This window comes from Streptomyces sp. CRN 30, assembly GCF_034105845.1.
The window spans coordinates 1-16,332 of the sequence record NZ_JAVRHI010000044.1 but is presented as its reverse complement, the minus strand read 5'-3'; the positions used below and the strand labels follow the sequence as shown (position 1 = coordinate 16,332).

The 16,332-nt window shown below is 72.0% G+C and carries 14 protein-coding genes and 1 pseudogene; 11 read left to right on the top strand and 4 right to left on the bottom strand.

Annotated elements, in window-relative coordinates; genetic code table 11:
• Positions 1-776: pseudogene (locus tag UW392_RS04425) on the bottom strand (PucR family transcriptional regulator); the annotation flags it as partial.
• A 143-nt stretch (positions 777-919) separates the two neighbouring features.
• Here UW392_RS04425 and UW392_RS04420 point away from each other — a divergent pair.
• The 8 genes from UW392_RS04420 to UW392_RS04385 all read left to right on the top strand — a co-directional run bounded on the left by UW392_RS04420 (position 920) and on the right by UW392_RS04385 (position 10,307).
• Positions 920-1,846 (top strand): proline dehydrogenase family protein, encoded by a 927-nt coding sequence (locus UW392_RS04420; protein WP_320773525.1) that lies wholly within the window; start codon positions 920-922, stop codon positions 1,844-1,846.
• A 44-nt stretch (positions 1,847-1,890) separates the two neighbouring features.
• Complete coding sequence (gene pruA / locus UW392_RS04415) at positions 1,891-3,522, top strand: L-glutamate gamma-semialdehyde dehydrogenase (protein WP_320773524.1); 1,632 nt, start codon at positions 1,891-1,893, stop codon at positions 3,520-3,522.
• Positions 3,523-3,598: 76 nt separating this feature from the next.
• The gene (locus UW392_RS04410; protein WP_320773523.1) at positions 3,599-3,832 is read left to right on the top strand and encodes a hypothetical protein; all 234 of its coding nucleotides are present in this window, start codon (positions 3,599-3,601) and stop codon (positions 3,830-3,832) included.
• 275 nt (positions 3,833-4,107) lie between these two features.
• The gene (locus UW392_RS04405; protein WP_268249413.1) at positions 4,108-4,239 is read left to right on the top strand and encodes a hypothetical protein; all 132 of its coding nucleotides are present in this window, start codon (positions 4,108-4,110) and stop codon (positions 4,237-4,239) included.
• A gap of 73 nt (positions 4,240-4,312) precedes the next feature.
• Positions 4,313-5,365 (top strand): 3-isopropylmalate dehydrogenase, encoded by a 1,053-nt coding sequence (locus UW392_RS04400; RefSeq protein ID WP_320773522.1) that lies wholly within the window; start codon positions 4,313-4,315, stop codon positions 5,363-5,365.
• Between the two features lie 297 nt (positions 5,366-5,662).
• The gene (locus tag UW392_RS04395) at positions 5,663-6,751 is read left to right on the top strand and encodes a branched-chain amino acid aminotransferase (RefSeq protein ID WP_320773521.1); all 1,089 of its coding nucleotides are present in this window, start codon (positions 5,663-5,665) and stop codon (positions 6,749-6,751) included.
• 474 nt (positions 6,752-7,225) lie between these two features.
• A complete protein-coding gene (gene cimA, locus UW392_RS04390; RefSeq protein WP_320773520.1) occupies positions 7,226-8,830 on the top strand; it encodes a citramalate synthase in 1,605 nt (534 codons plus the stop codon).
• Positions 8,831-8,930: 100 nt separating this feature from the next.
• On the top strand, positions 8,931-10,307 hold the full coding sequence (locus tag UW392_RS04385; protein WP_320773519.1) for a hypothetical protein: 1,377 nt from the start codon (positions 8,931-8,933) through the stop codon (positions 10,305-10,307).
• Between the two features lie 51 nt (positions 10,308-10,358).
• Here the strand turns inward: UW392_RS04385 and UW392_RS04380 are convergent, their stop codons facing one another.
• Together UW392_RS04380 and UW392_RS04375 are read right to left on the bottom strand one after the other, a co-directional pair.
• Positions 10,359-10,652: a hypothetical protein gene (locus UW392_RS04380; protein ID WP_320773518.1), complete on the bottom strand. Its 294-nt coding sequence runs from the start codon at positions 10,650-10,652 to the stop codon at positions 10,359-10,361.
• A 115-nt stretch (positions 10,653-10,767) separates the two neighbouring features.
• A complete protein-coding gene (locus UW392_RS04375) occupies positions 10,768-11,388 on the bottom strand; it encodes a YceI family protein (RefSeq protein WP_320773517.1) in 621 nt (206 codons plus the stop codon).
• Positions 11,389-11,571: 183 nt separating this feature from the next.
• Here UW392_RS04375 and UW392_RS04370 point away from each other — a divergent pair, with 183 nt between their 5' ends.
• The 3 genes from UW392_RS04370 to UW392_RS04360 all read left to right on the top strand — a co-directional run bounded on the left by UW392_RS04370 (position 11,572) and on the right by UW392_RS04360 (position 15,937).
• A complete protein-coding gene (locus UW392_RS04370; RefSeq protein WP_320773516.1) occupies positions 11,572-13,947 on the top strand; it encodes a polysaccharide lyase 8 family protein in 2,376 nt (791 codons plus the stop codon).
• Between the two features lie 154 nt (positions 13,948-14,101).
• Positions 14,102-15,685 (top strand): acyl-CoA carboxylase subunit beta, encoded by a 1,584-nt coding sequence (locus UW392_RS04365; protein WP_320773515.1) that lies wholly within the window; start codon positions 14,102-14,104, stop codon positions 15,683-15,685.
• Positions 15,686-15,742: 57 nt separating this feature from the next.
• The gene (locus UW392_RS04360) at positions 15,743-15,937 is read left to right on the top strand and encodes an acyl-CoA carboxylase epsilon subunit (RefSeq protein WP_320773514.1); all 195 of its coding nucleotides are present in this window, start codon (positions 15,743-15,745) and stop codon (positions 15,935-15,937) included.
• Positions 15,938-16,049: 112 nt separating this feature from the next.
• Here the strand turns inward: UW392_RS04360 and UW392_RS04355 are convergent.
• Positions 16,050-16,332: ATP/GTP-binding protein (locus UW392_RS04355; protein ID WP_320773513.1), on the bottom strand; the 283-nt coding region annotated here is incomplete at its 5' end.

Sequence of the window (16,332 nt, the reverse complement as noted above, 5' to 3'; positions counted from 1 at the left end):
GGCTGCGGCACGTCCGCCGACCTGAGCCGCACCAGCAGCGCCAGGCCCTGCCCGACGCCCCCGTCCCACGGCACCGTGCACAGGGCGACGGCCCCCGGCACCGTACGGACCGAGGGGGTGTCCGCCGGGTCGGCGGACGGCCACGGCGCCACGCAGACCACCGTGTGCACGCCGTCCGCGCGCGGGCCGAGCGCCGTGCGCAGCTCCGTGAGCGCCGCGTCCCGCTGCCAGCCGGGCGCGGCCGTCAGCACCGCGCGCAGCTCACGGGTCAGGTCCGCGCCCGCCTGCGCCTCGTCCGCCAGCAGGGCGCCGATCCGCGAGGCAACCTCCATCGCCGCGGAGAGCTGGCCGTCGGTGGCGACCGGGTCGCCGTCCAGCAGCCACACGTAACCGAGGACGACGCCCCGGTGGCGTACGGGGAGACAGACGCGCCCGCGGTGGACGCCCGCCTCCGGGGTGGGCGGGATGCGTACCGGGCCCGTCGCCCGGGTGATGCCGAACCCCTCGAACCACTCCCGCACCGCCGCCGTCGACCGCCGCGTGAGGATCGAGCGGGTGCGCACCGGGTCCAGCGCCGACGCGTCGAGCTCGCCCTCGCTGTCGTACGCGCCGAAGGCGATCAGCTCGAAGTCGCGGTTCTCCAGCGTCGCCGGTGCGCCCAGCAGTCCGGAGATCTCGTCGACCAGTTCCTGGTAGTCGCCCCGGCCCGCTCCCCGCTCTCTGAAAACGTCCGTCACCCGGGCATTCTCGCGCACCTGTGCCCGCTCTTCATACATCTGTCTGAGATCCGGGGCACGGATGCGTGACAGCTGTCGATGGCCGACGATCGGAGGGATCCTTAGGTTTCACGGTGGTTCTCCGTGCCGTGCCCGTCACTTCGGGTTCACGGCCCTTCTGCTGGCTGTTGTGGAGGTGCCCCGTGCTGGGTCCCGTGATTCTCGCCGCGTCGCGCAGCGACCGGTTGCGTCGTCTGATCTCGGCGGCGCCGGTGACCAGGCCCGTCGTCGACCGTTTCATCCCCGGTGAGATCGTCGACGACATCGTGCCCGTCATCCGCGACCTCACCGGCAACGGTCTGGAGGTCACCCTCGACGTGGTCGGCGAGGACATCACGACCGAGGACCAGGCGACCGCGGCCCGCGACGCCTACCTGGAGCTGATCGCCCGGCTGAAGGAGCTGGAGCTGGGCGAGCGCGCCGAGATGTCGGTCAAGCTCTCCATGTTCGGGCAAGCGCTCCCGGGCGGCCACGAGCTCTGCCTCGCCAACGTCCGCCCCGTCGTCGAGGCCGCCGCCGCGATCGGCACCACGGTCACCCTGGACGCGGAGGACCACACCACCCTCGACTCGATGTTCGCCGTCCACGAGGAGCTGCGGAAGGACTTCCCGCAGACCGGCTGCGTCATCCAGGCCTACCTGTTCCGCACCGAGGAGGACGCCCGCCGCCTCGCCGCGAACGGCAGCCGCGTCCGCCTGGTGAAGGGCGCGTACAAGGAGCCCGCCTCCGTCGCCTTCCAGCAGAAGCACGAGATCGACAAGGCCTACGTCCGCATCCTGCGGATCCTGATGGAGGGCGAGGGCTACCCGATGATCGGGTCCCACGACCCGCGCCTCATCTCCATCTCCCAGGAGCTGGCCCGGCGCGCCGGGCGCAAGCCGGACGAGTACGAGTTCCAGATGCTGTACGGCATCCGCGCCGAGGAGCACCTGCGGCTGGCCGCCGAGGGCCACCGCATGCGCGTCTACACCGCCTACGGCACCGACTGGTACGGCTACTTCATGCGGCGCCTCGCCGAGAAGCCCGCCAACCTGCGCTTCTTCGCCCGCTCGATGCTCACCAAGGGCTGAGCCCGACCCCCACCGCTCAGCCCAGATAAGGAGTCACGGAAAACATGGACGCCGTCACCCAGGTCCCCACGCCCGTCAACGAGCCGGTGCACGGTTACGCCCCCGGCTCGCCCGAGCGCGCCCGGCTGGAGGCCAAGCTCAAGGAGCTGGCCGAGAACCCGATCGAGCTGACGATGACCATCGGCGGCGAGCAGCGGCTCGGCGGCGGTGAGCGCTTCGACGTCGTACAGCCGCACAACCACAAGGCCGTCCTCGGTACCGCCGCGCACGCCACGCAGGCGGACGCGCAGGACGCGATCGACGCGGCCCTCGCCGCCGCCCCGGCCTGGCGCGCGATGTCCTTCGACGACCGTGCCGCGATCATCCTGCGCGCCGCCGAGCTGCTCTCCGGCCCCTGGCGCGAGACGCTGGCCGCCTCCACCATGCTGGGCCAGTCCAAGACGGCCCAGCAGGCCGAGATCGACACCCCCTGCGAGCTGGTCGACTTCTGGCGCTTCAACGTGAAGTACGCCCGCGACCTGCTCGCCGAGCAGCCCCCGGCCAACGCGCCGGGCGTCTGGAACCGCCTGGACCACCGCCCGCTGGAGGGCTTCGTCTACGCGATCACGCCGTTCAACTTCACGGCGATCGCGGCCAACCTGCCGACCGCGCCCGCGCTCATGGGCAACGTCGTGGTGTGGAAGCCGTCCCCGACGCAGACCCACGCGGCCGTGCTGCTGATGCGCCTCCTGGAGGAGGCGGGCCTGCCCAAGGGCGTCATCAACCTCGTCACGGGCGACGGCATCGCGGTCTCCGAGGTCGCCCTGAACCACCGCGACCTGGCCGGCATCCACTTCACCGGCTCGACGAAGACCTTCCAGCACCTGTGGAAGACGGTCGGCAACAACATCGAGAAGTACCGCACCTACCCGCGCCTGGTCGGCGAGACCGGTGGCAAGGACTTCGTCGTCGCCCACCCGAGCGCCGACCCCGCGATCCTGAAGACCGCCCTGACCCGCGGCGCCTTCGAGTACCAGGGCCAGAAGTGCAGCGCCACCTCCCGCGCGTACGTCCCGGCCTCCATCTGGAACTCCGGCTTCAAGGAGGAGTTCGCCACCGAGGTCGACCACATCACCATGGGTGACGTCACCGACCTGTCGAACTTCATCGGCGCGGTCATCGACGAGCGCGCGTTCGCCAAGAACAAGGCCGCCATCGACCGCGCGAAGGAGGACCCGACCTGCCGAATCGTCGCCGGCGGTTCCTACGACGACTCGGTCGGCTACTTCGTCCGCCCGACCGTCATCGAGTGCACCGACCCCGAGAACGAGGTGTTCACCACCGAGTACTTCGGCCCGATCCTCGCCGTGTACGTGTACGAGGACGACCAGTACGACGCGATGCTGGAGCAGATGGAGTCGGCGTCCGACTACGCGCTCACCGGCTCGGTCATCGCGAACGACCGCGCGGCGGCCGCGTACACGATGGAGAAGCTGCGCTACGCGGCCGGCAACTTCTACATCAACGACAAGTCCACCGGCGCCGTCGTCGGCCAGCAGCCCTTCGGCGGCGGCCGCGCCTCGGGCACCAACGACAAGGCCGGCGCCCCGCAGAACCTGATGCGCTGGACCCTCACCCGCGCCATCAAGGAGACGCTGGTCCCGCCGACCGACTACACCTACCCGCACATGGGCTGACGGTTCGCCCGCCGCACGGGCCAGGTCCCCCACCGGACCTGGCCCGTCGGCATGTCCGCCCGCGCACACTGTCCGCATGACGCGTACCGAGCAAGTGACCGCCGACGACGGGGTGCGGATGTGGGCGAGCAGGACCGGGACGGACGGGGGAGCGGGCCCCGGAGCACGCCGCGCGCATGGCCGACCCCTGGTTCCCCGTCGACCTCGCGGCGGACGCGCGAGGGCCCGCTCGGTGCTCCCGGGCGCCGGTCACCTGCCGTGGGTGGAGGACCCGCAGGGGTTCGGCGAGGAGGTGCGGACGGTGCTGTGACGCACCGCACCGTCTCAGATAGTAGGAAGCCCGAGTAATTGTGGAGACAGGCACTCCGGCGTCCCCTACGTTTGTAGGAGTCGAACGTCTCGCTGGATCAAGCGCATGACGGTCGCGAGCCGGAGTTCCCCGGCGGGCCACCCCCGCCGCACCGCTCCCCGCCCCTTGCCGGGGCACCGCCCACGCCCGTACGGGGCCGTGGGGGAGGCTCGTCACCCTCTTCTGCCGTACTCCCGGATCTCCCGCCCCGGACCTTCTGAAGGAGTCGATCACCCATGGCCGAGACGACCGTCCGCCGCCGCGTCCGACACACCTCCCGGGCGAGCGAGTCCGACCGCAAGAACGCCGCCGCCGCGCTCCAGCGCGCCCTCGACCGCAGGGACAACGGGGGCGAGACCGGCCACTGACCGGCGCCTTCCCTCGCGTCCACATCGCGGACGCCCTGTGTCATTCCCTGGGACACGGAGTACGGTGCTGCGCATGTCGGCAAGCTCTCGCACCCTCAATCTCGCCGTGATCCCCGGTGACGGCATCGGCCAGGAAGTCGTGGCCCAGGGCCTGAAGGTCCTCTCCGCTGCACTCCCGCAGGACGTGAAGCTGGAGACCAGGGAGTACGACTTCGGCGCCCGGCGCTACCACGCCACCGGTGAGACCCTCACCGACGCCGACCTGGAGCAGCTGAAGCAGCACGACGCCATCCTGCTCGGCGCGATCGGCGACCCGTCCGTGCCCTCCGGCGTCCTGGAGCGCGGCTTCCTGCTGAAGCTCCGCTTCGCCTTCGACCACCACGTGAACCTGCGTCCCTCGAAGCTGCTGCCCGGTGTCGAGACGCCGCTGGCCGGCCAGCCGGAGATCGACTTCGTGGTGGTCCGCGAGGGCACCGAGGGCCCGTACACCGGCAACGGCGGCACCATCCGCAAGGGCACCGAGCACGAAATCGCCACCGAGGTCTCCGTGAACACGGCCTTCGGCGTCGAGCGCGTGGTGCGGGACGCCTTCGCCCGCGCCCAGGCCCGCCCCCGCAAGAAGCTCGCGCTGATCCACAAGAACAACGTGCTGACCTTCGCGGGCCACCTGTGGACCAACGTCTTCAACCGGGTGGCCGCGGAGTACCCCGAGGTCACCACCGAGTACATGCACGTGGACGCGGCGACGATCTACCTCGTCACCCAGCCCGAGCGCTTCGACGTGATCGTCACCGACAACCTCTTCGGCGACATCGTCACCGACCTCGCCGCGGCCGTCTCCGGCGGCATCGGCGTCGCCGCGAGCGGGAACATCAACCCCTCCGGCGAGTTCCCGTCCATGTTCGAGCCCGTCCACGGCTCGGCCCCGGACATCGCGGGCCAGGGCAAGGCCGACCCCACCGCCACGGTGCTGTCCGTCGCCCTGCTCCTGCGCCACCTCGGCCACGACGCCGAGGCGGCCCGTATCGACGACGCCGTCTCCGCGGACCTCGCGGAGCGCGCGGGCAAGCCGGCCCGCACGACGGACGAGATCGGCGACGCCCTCGCCGTACGAGTAGCCGGCTGACCCCGCGCTTCTCCCACCCCGAAGCCGCCGGGTCGCACCTCTCGCACCCGGCGGCTTTCGCATGCCCTCGCCGGGTGGCACCATCAATCTCCCTGGGCAATCCCGAGGGCCGCGCCCACACCCTTCCTCCCCGGCTTCCCCCACCGCCGGAACAGGGGAAACCGCCCTCCGGTCCGCCGCTTGCGATAATCGAACGCAGAGCCGCGGCCGGAGAGAATGCTCGGACGTCCTAGTACCACTGCCAGTACGGGCGTGAGCGCGGCCCGTCACGACAACCGGTGAAGGACACAACCACTCATGACGACGCCCACGATCGAACTCAAGCCCTCGGCCCACCCGCTCTCCGACGCGGAGCGCGAGGCGATCCTGGCCAGCCCCGGGTTCGGCCGCCACTTCACCGACCACATGGTGACGGTCCGGTGGACCGAGGGCCGCGGCTGGCACGACGGGCAGCTGGTGCCGTACGGCCCGCTCTCCATCGACCCGGCCAACATGACCCTGCACTACGCCCAGGAGATCTTCGAGGGGCTCAAGGCGTACCGGCAGCCCGACGGCACCGTCGCCACCTTCCGCCCCGAGAAGAACGCCGAGCGCTTCCAGCGCTCCGCCCGCCGCCTGGCGATGCCGGAGCTGCCGGTCGAGACGTTCATCGAGGCCTGCCACGCGCTGGTCAAGCAGGACCAGGCGTGGGTGCCCGCGCACGGCGGCGAGGAGTCCCTGTACCTGCGCCCGTTCATGTTCGCGGCCGAGGTCGGCCTCGGGGTGCGGCCCGCCAACGAGTACCTGTTCATCGTGATCGCCTCCCCGGCGGGCGCCTACTTCCCGGGCGGCGTGAAGCCCGTCTCCATCTGGGTCTCCGAGGACCGGGTGCGTGCCGTCCCCGGCGGCATGGGCGACGCCAAGACGGGCGGCAACTACGCGGCCTCCCTGCTCGCCCAGGCCGAGGCCGCGGAGAAGGGCTGCGACCAGGTCTGCTACCTCGACGCCACCGAGCACACCTGGGTCGAGGAACTCGGCGGCATGAACCTGTACTTCGTGTACGGCGACCGCATCGTCACCCCGACGCTCACCGGCTCCATCCTGGAGGGCGTCACCCGCGACTCGCTGCTCACCGTCGCCCGTGACCTCGGCTACACCGCCGAGGAGGGCCGCGTCTCCCTCGACCAGTGGCAGCGCGACGCCGAGAACGGCACCCTGACCGAGGTCTTCGCCTGCGGCACGGCCGCCGTCATCACCCCCGTCGGCACCGTCAAGCGCGCCGGCGCCGAGTGGCGGCAGTCGGGCGGGGAGCCCGGCGAGGTCACCCTCCGGCTCCGCGAGCAGCTCCTCGACATCCAGCGGGGCACCGCGGAGGACGGGCACGGCTGGATGCGGCGGCTCGCCTAGCGATCGGCCGGTCACCGCCGGGCCGCCCCGGGCCCTCTCGTCCGGGGCAGCCCGGTGGTGGCGGCCTGGCGGCGGCCCGGCGGGCTCGCCGCGGACCTCGTGCCCGGTGACACCAACGGCGTGGAGGACGTGTGCGTGCGCACACCACGGTGACCGGAATTCCGCGGCTCGCATCCTGAGACGACGGTGAGCGCGGGGGCCGTTTGTGCCAGACTCCCCCCGTGCTTTCGTTCGCCATGATTATTGGCAGCAGGCGCGCCGGTCCGCTGTGACCGTCACGTACGACCAGGTACGGGCGGACACCGTCGTCTCGACCCGCGCGCAGACCTCTCGCACCCGCGAGGGGTTTTTCGTTTTCCTGGGCCCACCGTCAGCCGGGGAAAGAGCGCACGGGATCATGGGAGAGGGCGGAGCCGGTCATTCCGGTCAGTCCGAGATCCACTACGGGATCCATCACAGGAGCCGAAAACAACCATGACCGAAACCAGCGAGCTCGACGATTCGTTCCACGTCTTCGACACCACTCTGCGCGACGGGGCGCAGCGCGAGGGCATCAACCTCACGGTCGCGGACAAGCTGGCCATCGCACGGCACCTGGACGACTTCGGTGTGGGATTCATCGAGGGGGGCTGGCCCGGCGCCAACCCGCGCGACACCGAGTTCTTCGCCCGCGCCCAGCAGGAGATCCGCTTCCGGCACGCCCGGCTGGTCGCCTTCGGCGCCACCCGCCGGGCCGGCGGCAGGGCGAGCGAGGACCCCCAGGTCAAGGCCCTCCTCGCGTCCGGCGCACCGGTGATCACCCTGGTCGCCAAGTCGCACGACCGGCACGTCGAGCTGGCCCTGCGCACCACGCTCGACGAGAACCTGGAGATGATCCGGGACACGGTCGCCCACCTGGTCGCCGAGGGCCGCCGGGTCTTCGTCGACTGCGAGCACTTCTTCGACGGCTACCGCGCGAACGCGGAGTACGCGAAGGCGGTCGTCCGGACCGCCGCCGAGGCCGGCGCCGACGTCGTGGTGCTCTGCGACACCAACGGCGGCATGCTCCCCGCCCAGGTCCAGGCCGTGGTCGCGACCGTGCTCGCCGACACGGGCGCCCGGCTCGGCATCCACGCCCAGGACGACACCGGCTGCGCCGTCGCCAACACCCTCGCCGCCGTCGACGCGGGCGCCACCCACGTCCAGTGCACCGCCAACGGCTACGGCGAGCGCGTCGGCAACTCCAACCTGTTCCCGGTCGTCGCCGCCCTGGAGCTCAAGTACGGCATGAAGGTGCTGCCCGAGGGCCGGCTGCGCGAGATGACCCGGATCTCGCACGCCATCGCCGAGGTCGTCAACCTCACCCCCTCCACCCATCAGCCCTACGTCGGCCTCTCCGCCTTCGCGCACAAGGCCGGACTGCACGCCTCCGCCATCAAGGTCGACCCGGACCTGTACCAGCACATCGCCCCCGAGCAGGTCGGCAACACCATGCGCATGCTGGTCTCCGACATGGCGGGCCGCGCCTCCATCGAGCTCAAGGGCAAGGAACTCGGCGTCGACCTGGGCGGCGACCGCGAACTCGTCGGCCGGGTCGTGGACCGGGTCAAGGAGCGCGAGCTCAAGGGCTACACGTACGAAGCGGCCGACGCCTCCTTCGAGCTGCTGCTGCGCGGGGAGGTGGCGGGCCGGCCGCTGAGCTACTTCCGCACGGAGTCCTGGCGCGCCATCGTCGAGGACCGCCCCGACGGCAGCCACGCCAACGAGGCCACGGTCAAGCTGTGGGCCAAGAGCGAGCGCATCGTCGCCACCGCGGAGGGCAACGGCCCGGTCAACGCCCTCGACCGCGCCCTGCGCGTCGCCCTGGAGCGGATCTACCCGCAGCTCGCCAAGCTGGAGCTGGTCGACTACAAGGTCCGCATCCTGGAGGGCCGGCACGGCACCCAGTCCACGACCCGGGTGCTGATCTCCACCTCCGACGGCACGGGCGACTGGTCCACGGTCGGCGTCGCCGACAACGTGATCTCCGCGTCCTGGCAGGCCCTGGAGGACGCCTACACGTACGGCCTGCTGAAGGCCGGGGTGGAACCGGCGGAGTAGGCGGGCCCACGCGTTACGGCACGGACCCCGGGAGCACCGTGCTCCCGGGGCCCTGCCGCGGCCTCGTCATGAGGTGCGTCCGGCGAGGTAGCTTCGAGGTATGAGGGCTGTACTGTCGCGAGGACTCGTCCGGTTGTTGATCGCGCCGCTCGCCGCGGCGCTGGCGGTGCTGGCGGTCGGTGCGCCCGGTGCGCACGCGGCCACCGACCTGGAAACGGTCGCCGAGGCGCTGCGCAAGGATCCCGTCTACGTCGACCCGGCCGCCGCCGGCCAGCTGTCCGAGGCCGACGCCGAAGCGCTCGCCGACAAGATCAGGGACGCGGACGCGCCGGTCTTCGTGGCGGTCCTGCCGGCCGACCAGCCGACCCAGGACATCTTCCGCGACCTGCGCACCCGGACCGGCATCACCGGTCTGTACGGCATCCGCCTCGGCGACCGGTTCGCCGCCCGGGCCGACAGCAGCGTGCTCTCCCGTCAGGGCGTGCAGAACCTGGAGGCGGCGGTCCAGCAGTCGGGCGACGTCAAGGCCCAGCTCAACGACTTCGTCGACGACGCGCTGCGCAGCAACCTCGGCGGCGCCGGACCGAATACCTGGAACGGCGGCGGCGACTCCGGCGTCAACGCGGGCGCCCTGGCCACCGTGGGCGGACTGCTCGTGGCGGGTGGCGTCGGCGGGTACGCGCTGGTGCGCCGCAACCGCCGCAAGGGCGAGGAGGAGCGGCGGGCCGCCCTGGAGAAGCTGCGCGTCGTGGTGGACGAGGACATCACGGCGTTCGGTGAGGAGCTCGACCGCCTCGACTTCCACCCCGCCGAGTCCGGCGCGGACGACGCCATGCGCGCCGACTACGAGCGCGCCCTGGACACCTACGAGCAGGCCAAGTCGCTGATGGCCGCCGCCCGGCGGCCCGAGGACGTGCGCGGGGTCACCCAGGCGCTGGAGGACGGCCGCTTCTCGCTCGCCCAGCTGGCCGCGCGCCGCGAGGGCCGGCCGCTGCCCGAGCGCCGCGCCCCCTGCTTCTTCGACCCGCGCCACGGCCCGTCGGTGGCCGACGCCACCTGGACGCCCGAGGGCGGCGCCCCCCGCGAGGTCCCGGTCTGCGCGGCGGACCGGGTACGCCTCGAGGAAGGCCGGGACCCGATGGTGCGCGAGGTGGACACGGGCTACGGCCGCCGCCCGTACTGGGAGGCGGGCCCGGCGTACGGCCCCTGGGCGGGCGGCTACTTCGGCGGCGGCATCCTGCCCGGACTGCTGGTCGGCACGCTGCTGGGCAGCATGATGGCCACCCCCGCGTACGCGGCCGACTACGGCGCCGGGTACGGGGACTTCGGCGGCGGCTACGAGGGCGGGGACGTCTCGGGCGCGGACTTCGACGGGGACGACTTCTCGGGCGGCTTCGGGGGCGGCTTCGGAGGAGGCGACTTCGGCGGCGGCGGTGACTTCGGGGGAGGGGGCGGGGACTTCGGCGGCGGCTTCTGAGGCGCCCGCCGTCGCCCGCCGTGGGCGGCGGCCCCCCGCTCACCCGATCGCTCACCCGATGTCCGGCAGCGCCAGCCACTCGTCCCAGGTCAGGTCCCGTCCGACGAAGCGCGGCCGCTCGAAGGGCCAGTCCTCGGCGATCCACCGCGGTACGAACACGTCCAGCGCCCGCTCCAGTGCGCCGCCCACCTCGTCGTCCACGACCCACAGCCGCTCCCGCGAGCCCCTCACCGCCGGGTGGTCGAGCGGTGCGTCGGCGCCGCTGATCGGCCGCAGCCGGTGTCCGGCCCCGCCGGGTATCGCGACGCTCAGGGGGTGCACGAAGTCGTGTGGCAACCAGGCCATGCGCGTGAGGCTAGCCAGCCGGCCACCCCGGCCACCCCGGCGCACCGGAATATCGCCGGGGTGGTCGCGTGGGCGTGGAGGCGGGGACGGCGCGGTCGGGCACGCGGCCCGTGCCTCAGCCCGCGTTCCTGATCGCCGAGACGTCGAAGACCAGCTTGATCTTGTCCGAGACCAGGACGCCACCGGTCTCCAGGGCCGCGTTCCAGGTCAGGCCCCACTCGGAGCGGAGGAGCTCCGCCTTGCCCTCGAAGCCGACGCGCTCGTTGCCGAAGGGGTCCTTGGCGGAGCCGTTGAACTCCAGGTCGATCGTCAGCGGCTTCGTCGTGCCGAGGATGGTGAGGTCGCCCGTGATGCGGTAGTCGTCGCCGCCCAGGGCCTCCGCCTTCGTCGAGCGGAAGGTCATCGTCGGGAACTCGTCCGTCCGGAAGAAGTCCGCGCTCTTGAGGTGCCCGTCGCGGTCGGCGGAGCCCGTGTCGATGCTGTCCATCGCGATGTCGAGGGTGGCCGTGGACCTCGCCGGGTCGGTGCCGTCCAGGTGGAGCGTCCCGGAGAAGTCCTTGAAGCCGCCCTTGACGTTGGTGACCATGGCGTGCCGGGCCACGAAGCCGAGCGTCGAGTGGGAGGCGTCGATCGTGTACTCACCGGTCACCGCGGCGAGCGCGGGGTTGACCGGGGCGGTGGCGGCGGTCGTGGTCGTGCCGGTCCCGGCGGAGTTCTTGCGGCCGAAGATACCCATGGCGTGCTCCTGGTGACGGGGGCGGGTCCTTGGGGATCCGCGATCGGGTTCGTGGATGTGTTCGTTCAAAGTTCAATGATTCGAACGAGACCCACCGTAGACCCATTCTGTTCAACATTCAACCTTCTCGCCGCGGGCCGTCGCGCGGCTTTCCCCGGCCGCCAGGGTGGTAGGGGCACGACCATGACCCCGAAGCGCCGAGCACTCCCGGCCCTCACCCGCCGTGCCGTCCTGCGCGCGGCGGCCCTCACGGCGGCCGTCACCGCGGCACCGGGCCGGCCCGCGGTCCCCGCCGCGCGCGCCGCCGCCGACGACCCGTACGACGCCCTCCGGCACCGCTGGCTCACCCTCGCCCTCGGCACGGGGTACGACCCGGCCGCCGACCCGTACGCCTCCCGCCTGCGCGCCACCGGTGAGTCGGCCCGGGCCCACCGCGCCGCCATGACCCCCACGCCCGCCTCCCTCTGGCCCGGTCTCCCCTTCGACCCGCCCGCCGGCATCACCCGGAGCTACGACCGCCTGTGGACGATGGCCCAGGCGTACGTCCAGGAGGGCACCGGACTCACCGGCGACACCGGCCTCCTCGCGGACGTCCTCCGCGGCCTCGACCACCTCTCCCGGGCCGTGTACCACCCCGCCACCACCCCGTACGGCAACTGGTGGGAGTGGCGGATCGGCAGCCCCCGCCTGCTCATGGACATCACGGCCGCCCTCCACGACCACCTCGCGGACGAGCGGCGGGCGGCGGCCTGCGCGGCCGTGGACCACTTCGTCCCGGACGCGCTGCTCCGCGACTACTCGTCCGTCTCCACCGGCGCCAACCGCGTCGACCTCTGCCGCTCGGTCGCCCTGCGCGGCATCCTCGGCCGCGCCCCCGCGAAGATCGCGCTGGCCCGTGACGCCCTCTCCCCGGTCTTCCCGTACGTCACGGAGGGGGACGGGCTGTACGCCGACGGCTCGTTCGTCCAGCACGCCCGGGTCGCGTACTCGGGCACGTACGGGCAGGTCCTGCTCGACGGCCTCGGACGGCTCTTCGCGCTGCTCGCCGGGTCGGAGTGGGAGGTCACCGATCCGAACCGGCAGATCGTCCTCGACAGCGTGGAGCGCGCCTACGCGCCCCTGATCCACGACGGCCTGGTGATGGACAGCGTCAACGGGCGCGCCATCAGCCGGGGCCACCTCGAGGGTGACGACAGCGGGATCCTGCGCGGTGACCACTACCACGGGCACGGGATCATCGCGGCGATCGCGCTGCTGGCCCAGGGCACGAGCGCCGCCGAGCGGGACCGCTGGCACGGGCGGATCAAGGGGTGGACCGAGCGGGACACGGTGGAGCCGATCCTCACGGCCCCGCGGTTCCAGGTCGCCGACCTGGCCCGGCTGCACGCCGTCGCCGCCTCCCCGGTGCCGCCCGCCGCCGACCCCGTCGGCCACCACCTCTTCGCCGCCATGGACCGCGCCGTCCACCGACGGCCCGGCTTCGTGCTGAACATCGCCATGGCCTCCGACCGGATCGCGCACTACGAGTGCGGCAACGGCGAGAACCCGCGCGGCTGGCACACCGGGGCGGGGATGACGCTCTGGTGGCCGGCGGGGGAGCGGAGCGGCCCGGCCGACCAGTACACCGACTGGTACTGGCCGACCGTCGACTGGTACCGCCTGCCCGGCACCACCGTCTCCACCCGGCGCCTCGCCGACCGGGAGGGCGGCGAGTGGGGCGAACCCCGGCCCGGCACGCGCTGGACCGGCGGGACGACGGACGGCGAGTACGCCGCGATCGGCCAGCACCTCGAGGGGCTGGGCTCCACGCTGGAGGCCCGCAAGTCCTGGTTCTGCCTCGACGACTGTGTCGTCTGCCTGGGCGCCGGCATCACCTGCGCGGACGGTGTCCCCGTCGAGACCGTGATCGACAACCGGAACCTCGGCGAGGGCGGCGGGCAGCGGCTCACCGTCGGGCGCGGCTGGGCCCACCTGGAGGGTCACGGAGGCTGGATCCTCCCGGCCGGCGGCGACCTGCGCACGCTCCGCGAGGACCGCACCGGCGCCTGGTCGGACATCAACACCGGGGGGACGGCCGAGCGCCGCACCCGCCGCCGGCAGGTCCTCTGGCTGGACCACGGCACGGACCCGACGGCGGCGTCGTACGTGTACGTCCTGATGCCCGGCGCCTCCCGCCGGCGGGTCGCCGCCCGCGCGGCCCACCGCGGCCGGCTGTCCGTCCTCGCCAACGACGCCCGCCGCCAGGCCGTCCACGTCCGCCCGCTCGGCCTCACGGCCGCGAACTTCTTCGCCCCGGGCACCGCGGGCCCGCTCACCGTCAGCGCACCCGCGAGCGTGTTCGTACGGCGCCGGGGCGGTACCGCTACCCTGTGCGTGAGTGAACCGCCGCGCACGGGCGGGACGGTGGAGGTCCGCTGGGACCGTCCGGTGAGCGGTGTCGTGCGCGTGGATCCGTCGGTCGAGGTGCTCCCGACGGGACCGCACCACCGGGGGCTGCGGCTGCGCGTCACTCCGGGGGAGGTATGCGCCACCCATCGATGTGAGGTGTCTCTCACCTAGCCGCTTTGTCCGACCCCCACAACGCGCACCGGCTCCGAGCAGTCGGAACGGCTGCATGCGCGCCTGGTTCTGTTCAGTGCTACCAGGAAAACGGGTCGGAGACTGTACGGAGTCGACGGCTCGCTTTTCGGGGGCGGCTTCGTAAGGTCGCTACATGACCGTTTTGGATGAGGCGCCGGGCGAGCCGACGGACGCACGCGGGCGTGTGGCCGAACTCCATGAGATCCGTGCGCGGGCGCTGGCCGGACCCAGTGAGAAGGCCACCGCGGCGCAGCACGCCAAGGGGAAGCTCACCGCGCGGGAGCGGATCGAGCTGCTGCTGGACCCGGACTCGTTCCAGGAGGTCGAGCAGCTGCGGCGGCACCGGGCCACCGGCTTCGGCCTGGAGGCCAAGAAGCCGTACACCGACGGTGTCATCACCGGCTGGGGCACGGTGGAGGGCCGCACGGTCTTCGTCTACGCCCATGACTTCCGCATCTTCGGCGGCGCGCTGGGCGAGGCCCACGCCACCAAGATCCACAAGATCATGGACATGGCCATCGCGGCCGGCGCCCCGCTGGTCTCCCTCAACGACGGCGCGGGCGCCCGCATCCAGGAGGGCGTCTCGGCGCTCGCCGGCTACGGCGGCATCTTCCAGCGCAACACCAGGGCCTCGGGTGTCATCCCGCAGATAAGCGTGATGCTGGGCCCGTGCGCGGGCGGCGCGGCCTACAGCCCCGCCCTCACCGACTTCGTCTTCATGGTCCGCGAGACCTCGCAGATGTTCATCACCGGCCCGGACGTGGTCAAGGCGGTCACCGGCGAGGAGATCACCCAGAACGGCCTGGGCGGCGCGGACGTGCACGCCGAGACCTCCGGCGTCTGCCACTTCGCCTACGACGACGAGGAGACGTGCATCGCGGAGGTGCGCTACCTCCTCTCCCTCCTCCCGCAGAACAACCGGGAGAACCCGCCGCGCGTGGAGTCCACGGACGCGGTCGACCGCCGCTCGGACGTCCTGCTCGACCTGGTCCCGGCGGACGGCAACCGCCCGTACGACATGGCCAAGGTCATCGAGGAGATCGTCGACGACGGTGAGTACCTGGAGGTCCACGAGCGCTGGGCCCGCAACATCATCTGCGCGCTGGCCCGCCTCGACGGCCAGGTGGTCGGCATCGTCGCCAACCAGCCGCAGAGCCTGGCGGGCGTGCTGGACATCGAGGCCAGTGAAAAAGCTGCGCGCTTCGTCCAGATGTGTGACGCTTTCAATATCCCGATCGTCACGTTCCTGGACGTGCCGGGCTTCCTCCCCGGTGTCGACCAGGAGCACGGCGGCATCATCCGGCACGGCGCCAAGCTGCTGTACGCGTACTGCAACGCGACCGTGCCGCGGATCTCGCTGATCCTGCGCAAGGCGTACGGAGGTGCGTACATCGTCATGGACTCCCAGTCCATCGGCGCCGACCTGACCTTCGCCTGGCCGACCAACGAGATCGCGGTGATGGGCGCGGAGGGCGCCGCCAACGTCATCTTCCGCCGGCAGATCGCCGAGGCCGAGGACTCCGAGGCGATGCGCACCCGCATGGTCAAGGAGTACAAGTCCGAGTTGATGCACCCGTACTACGCGGCCGAGCGCGGCCTGGTGGACGACGTGATCGACCCGGCCGAGACCCGTGAGGTCCTCGTCAGGTCCCTGGCCATGCTGCAGAGCAAGCACGCGGACCTGCCCTCCCGCAAACACGGCAACCCCCCGCAGTAATACAGCGGCCGCTCCGCGGTACCCCTGCGGAAACCTCGTCCACGGAGACTGACACCCATGAGCATCCCCGACATCCGCGTCGAGAAGGGTCACGCCGAGCCCGAGGAGGTCGCCGCCATCACGGCCCTCCTGCTGGCCCGCGCCGCGGCCCGCCCCGCCGACACCGCCGCGGTCCACCACGGCCGCGTCCGGGCCGGCTGGCGCCGCCTGGAGCGCGAGTCCGGCTTCCGGGCACCGCACAGCTGGCGCTGAGCCGCACCGTACGAACCGAAGGGGCCCTCTCCGTCCAGGAGAGGGCCCCTTCAGTGCTGTTCTCCGCGCGGACCGGCCCCGCGCCTTCGGGGCGCGGGACCGCGGCGCGGCGTTACCGCAACCGTGCCATCAGCGCATGCTCCACCAGGGTGATGAGCGCTGACTTGGCGTCGGCGCGGTGGCGGGCGTCGGTCGTGATGATCGGGGTGTCGGGGCCGATCTGCAGGGCCTCGCGGACCTCGTCCGGGTTGTAGGGCTGTTGGCCGTCGAAGCCGTTGAGGGCGATGACGAAGGGCAGGCCGCTGTTCTCGAAGTAGTCGACGGCGGGGAAGCAGTCGGCGAGGCGGCGGGTGTCGACGAGGACGATGGCGCCGATGGCGCCGCGGACCAGGTCG

Coding starts and splice junctions, on each gene's coding strand:
- pruA (WP_320773524.1), top strand. CDS start 1,891: ATGGACGCCGTCACCCAGGTCCCCACGCCCGTCAACGAGCCGGTGCAC.
- UW392_RS04410 (WP_320773523.1), top strand. CDS start 3,599: ATGACGCGTACCGAGCAAGTGACCGCCGACGACGGGGTGCGGATGTGG.
- UW392_RS04405 (WP_268249413.1), top strand. CDS start 4,108: ATGGCCGAGACGACCGTCCGCCGCCGCGTCCGACACACCTCCCGGGCG.
- UW392_RS04400 (WP_320773522.1), top strand. CDS start 4,313: ATGTCGGCAAGCTCTCGCACCCTCAATCTCGCCGTGATCCCCGGTGAC.
- UW392_RS04395 (WP_320773521.1), top strand. CDS start 5,663: ATGACGACGCCCACGATCGAACTCAAGCCCTCGGCCCACCCGCTCTCC.
- cimA (WP_320773520.1), top strand. CDS start 7,226: ATGACCGAAACCAGCGAGCTCGACGATTCGTTCCACGTCTTCGACACC.
- UW392_RS04385 (WP_320773519.1), top strand. CDS start 8,931: ATGAGGGCTGTACTGTCGCGAGGACTCGTCCGGTTGTTGATCGCGCCG.
- UW392_RS04380 (WP_320773518.1), bottom strand. CDS start 10,652: ATGGCCTGGTTGCCACACGACTTCGTGCACCCCCTGAGCGTCGCGATA.
- UW392_RS04375 (WP_320773517.1), bottom strand. CDS start 11,388: ATGGGTATCTTCGGCCGCAAGAACTCCGCCGGGACCGGCACGACCACG.
- UW392_RS04370 (WP_320773516.1), top strand. CDS start 11,572: ATGACCCCGAAGCGCCGAGCACTCCCGGCCCTCACCCGCCGTGCCGTC.
- UW392_RS04365 (WP_320773515.1), top strand. CDS start 14,102: ATGACCGTTTTGGATGAGGCGCCGGGCGAGCCGACGGACGCACGCGGG.
- UW392_RS04360 (WP_320773514.1), top strand. CDS start 15,743: ATGAGCATCCCCGACATCCGCGTCGAGAAGGGTCACGCCGAGCCCGAG.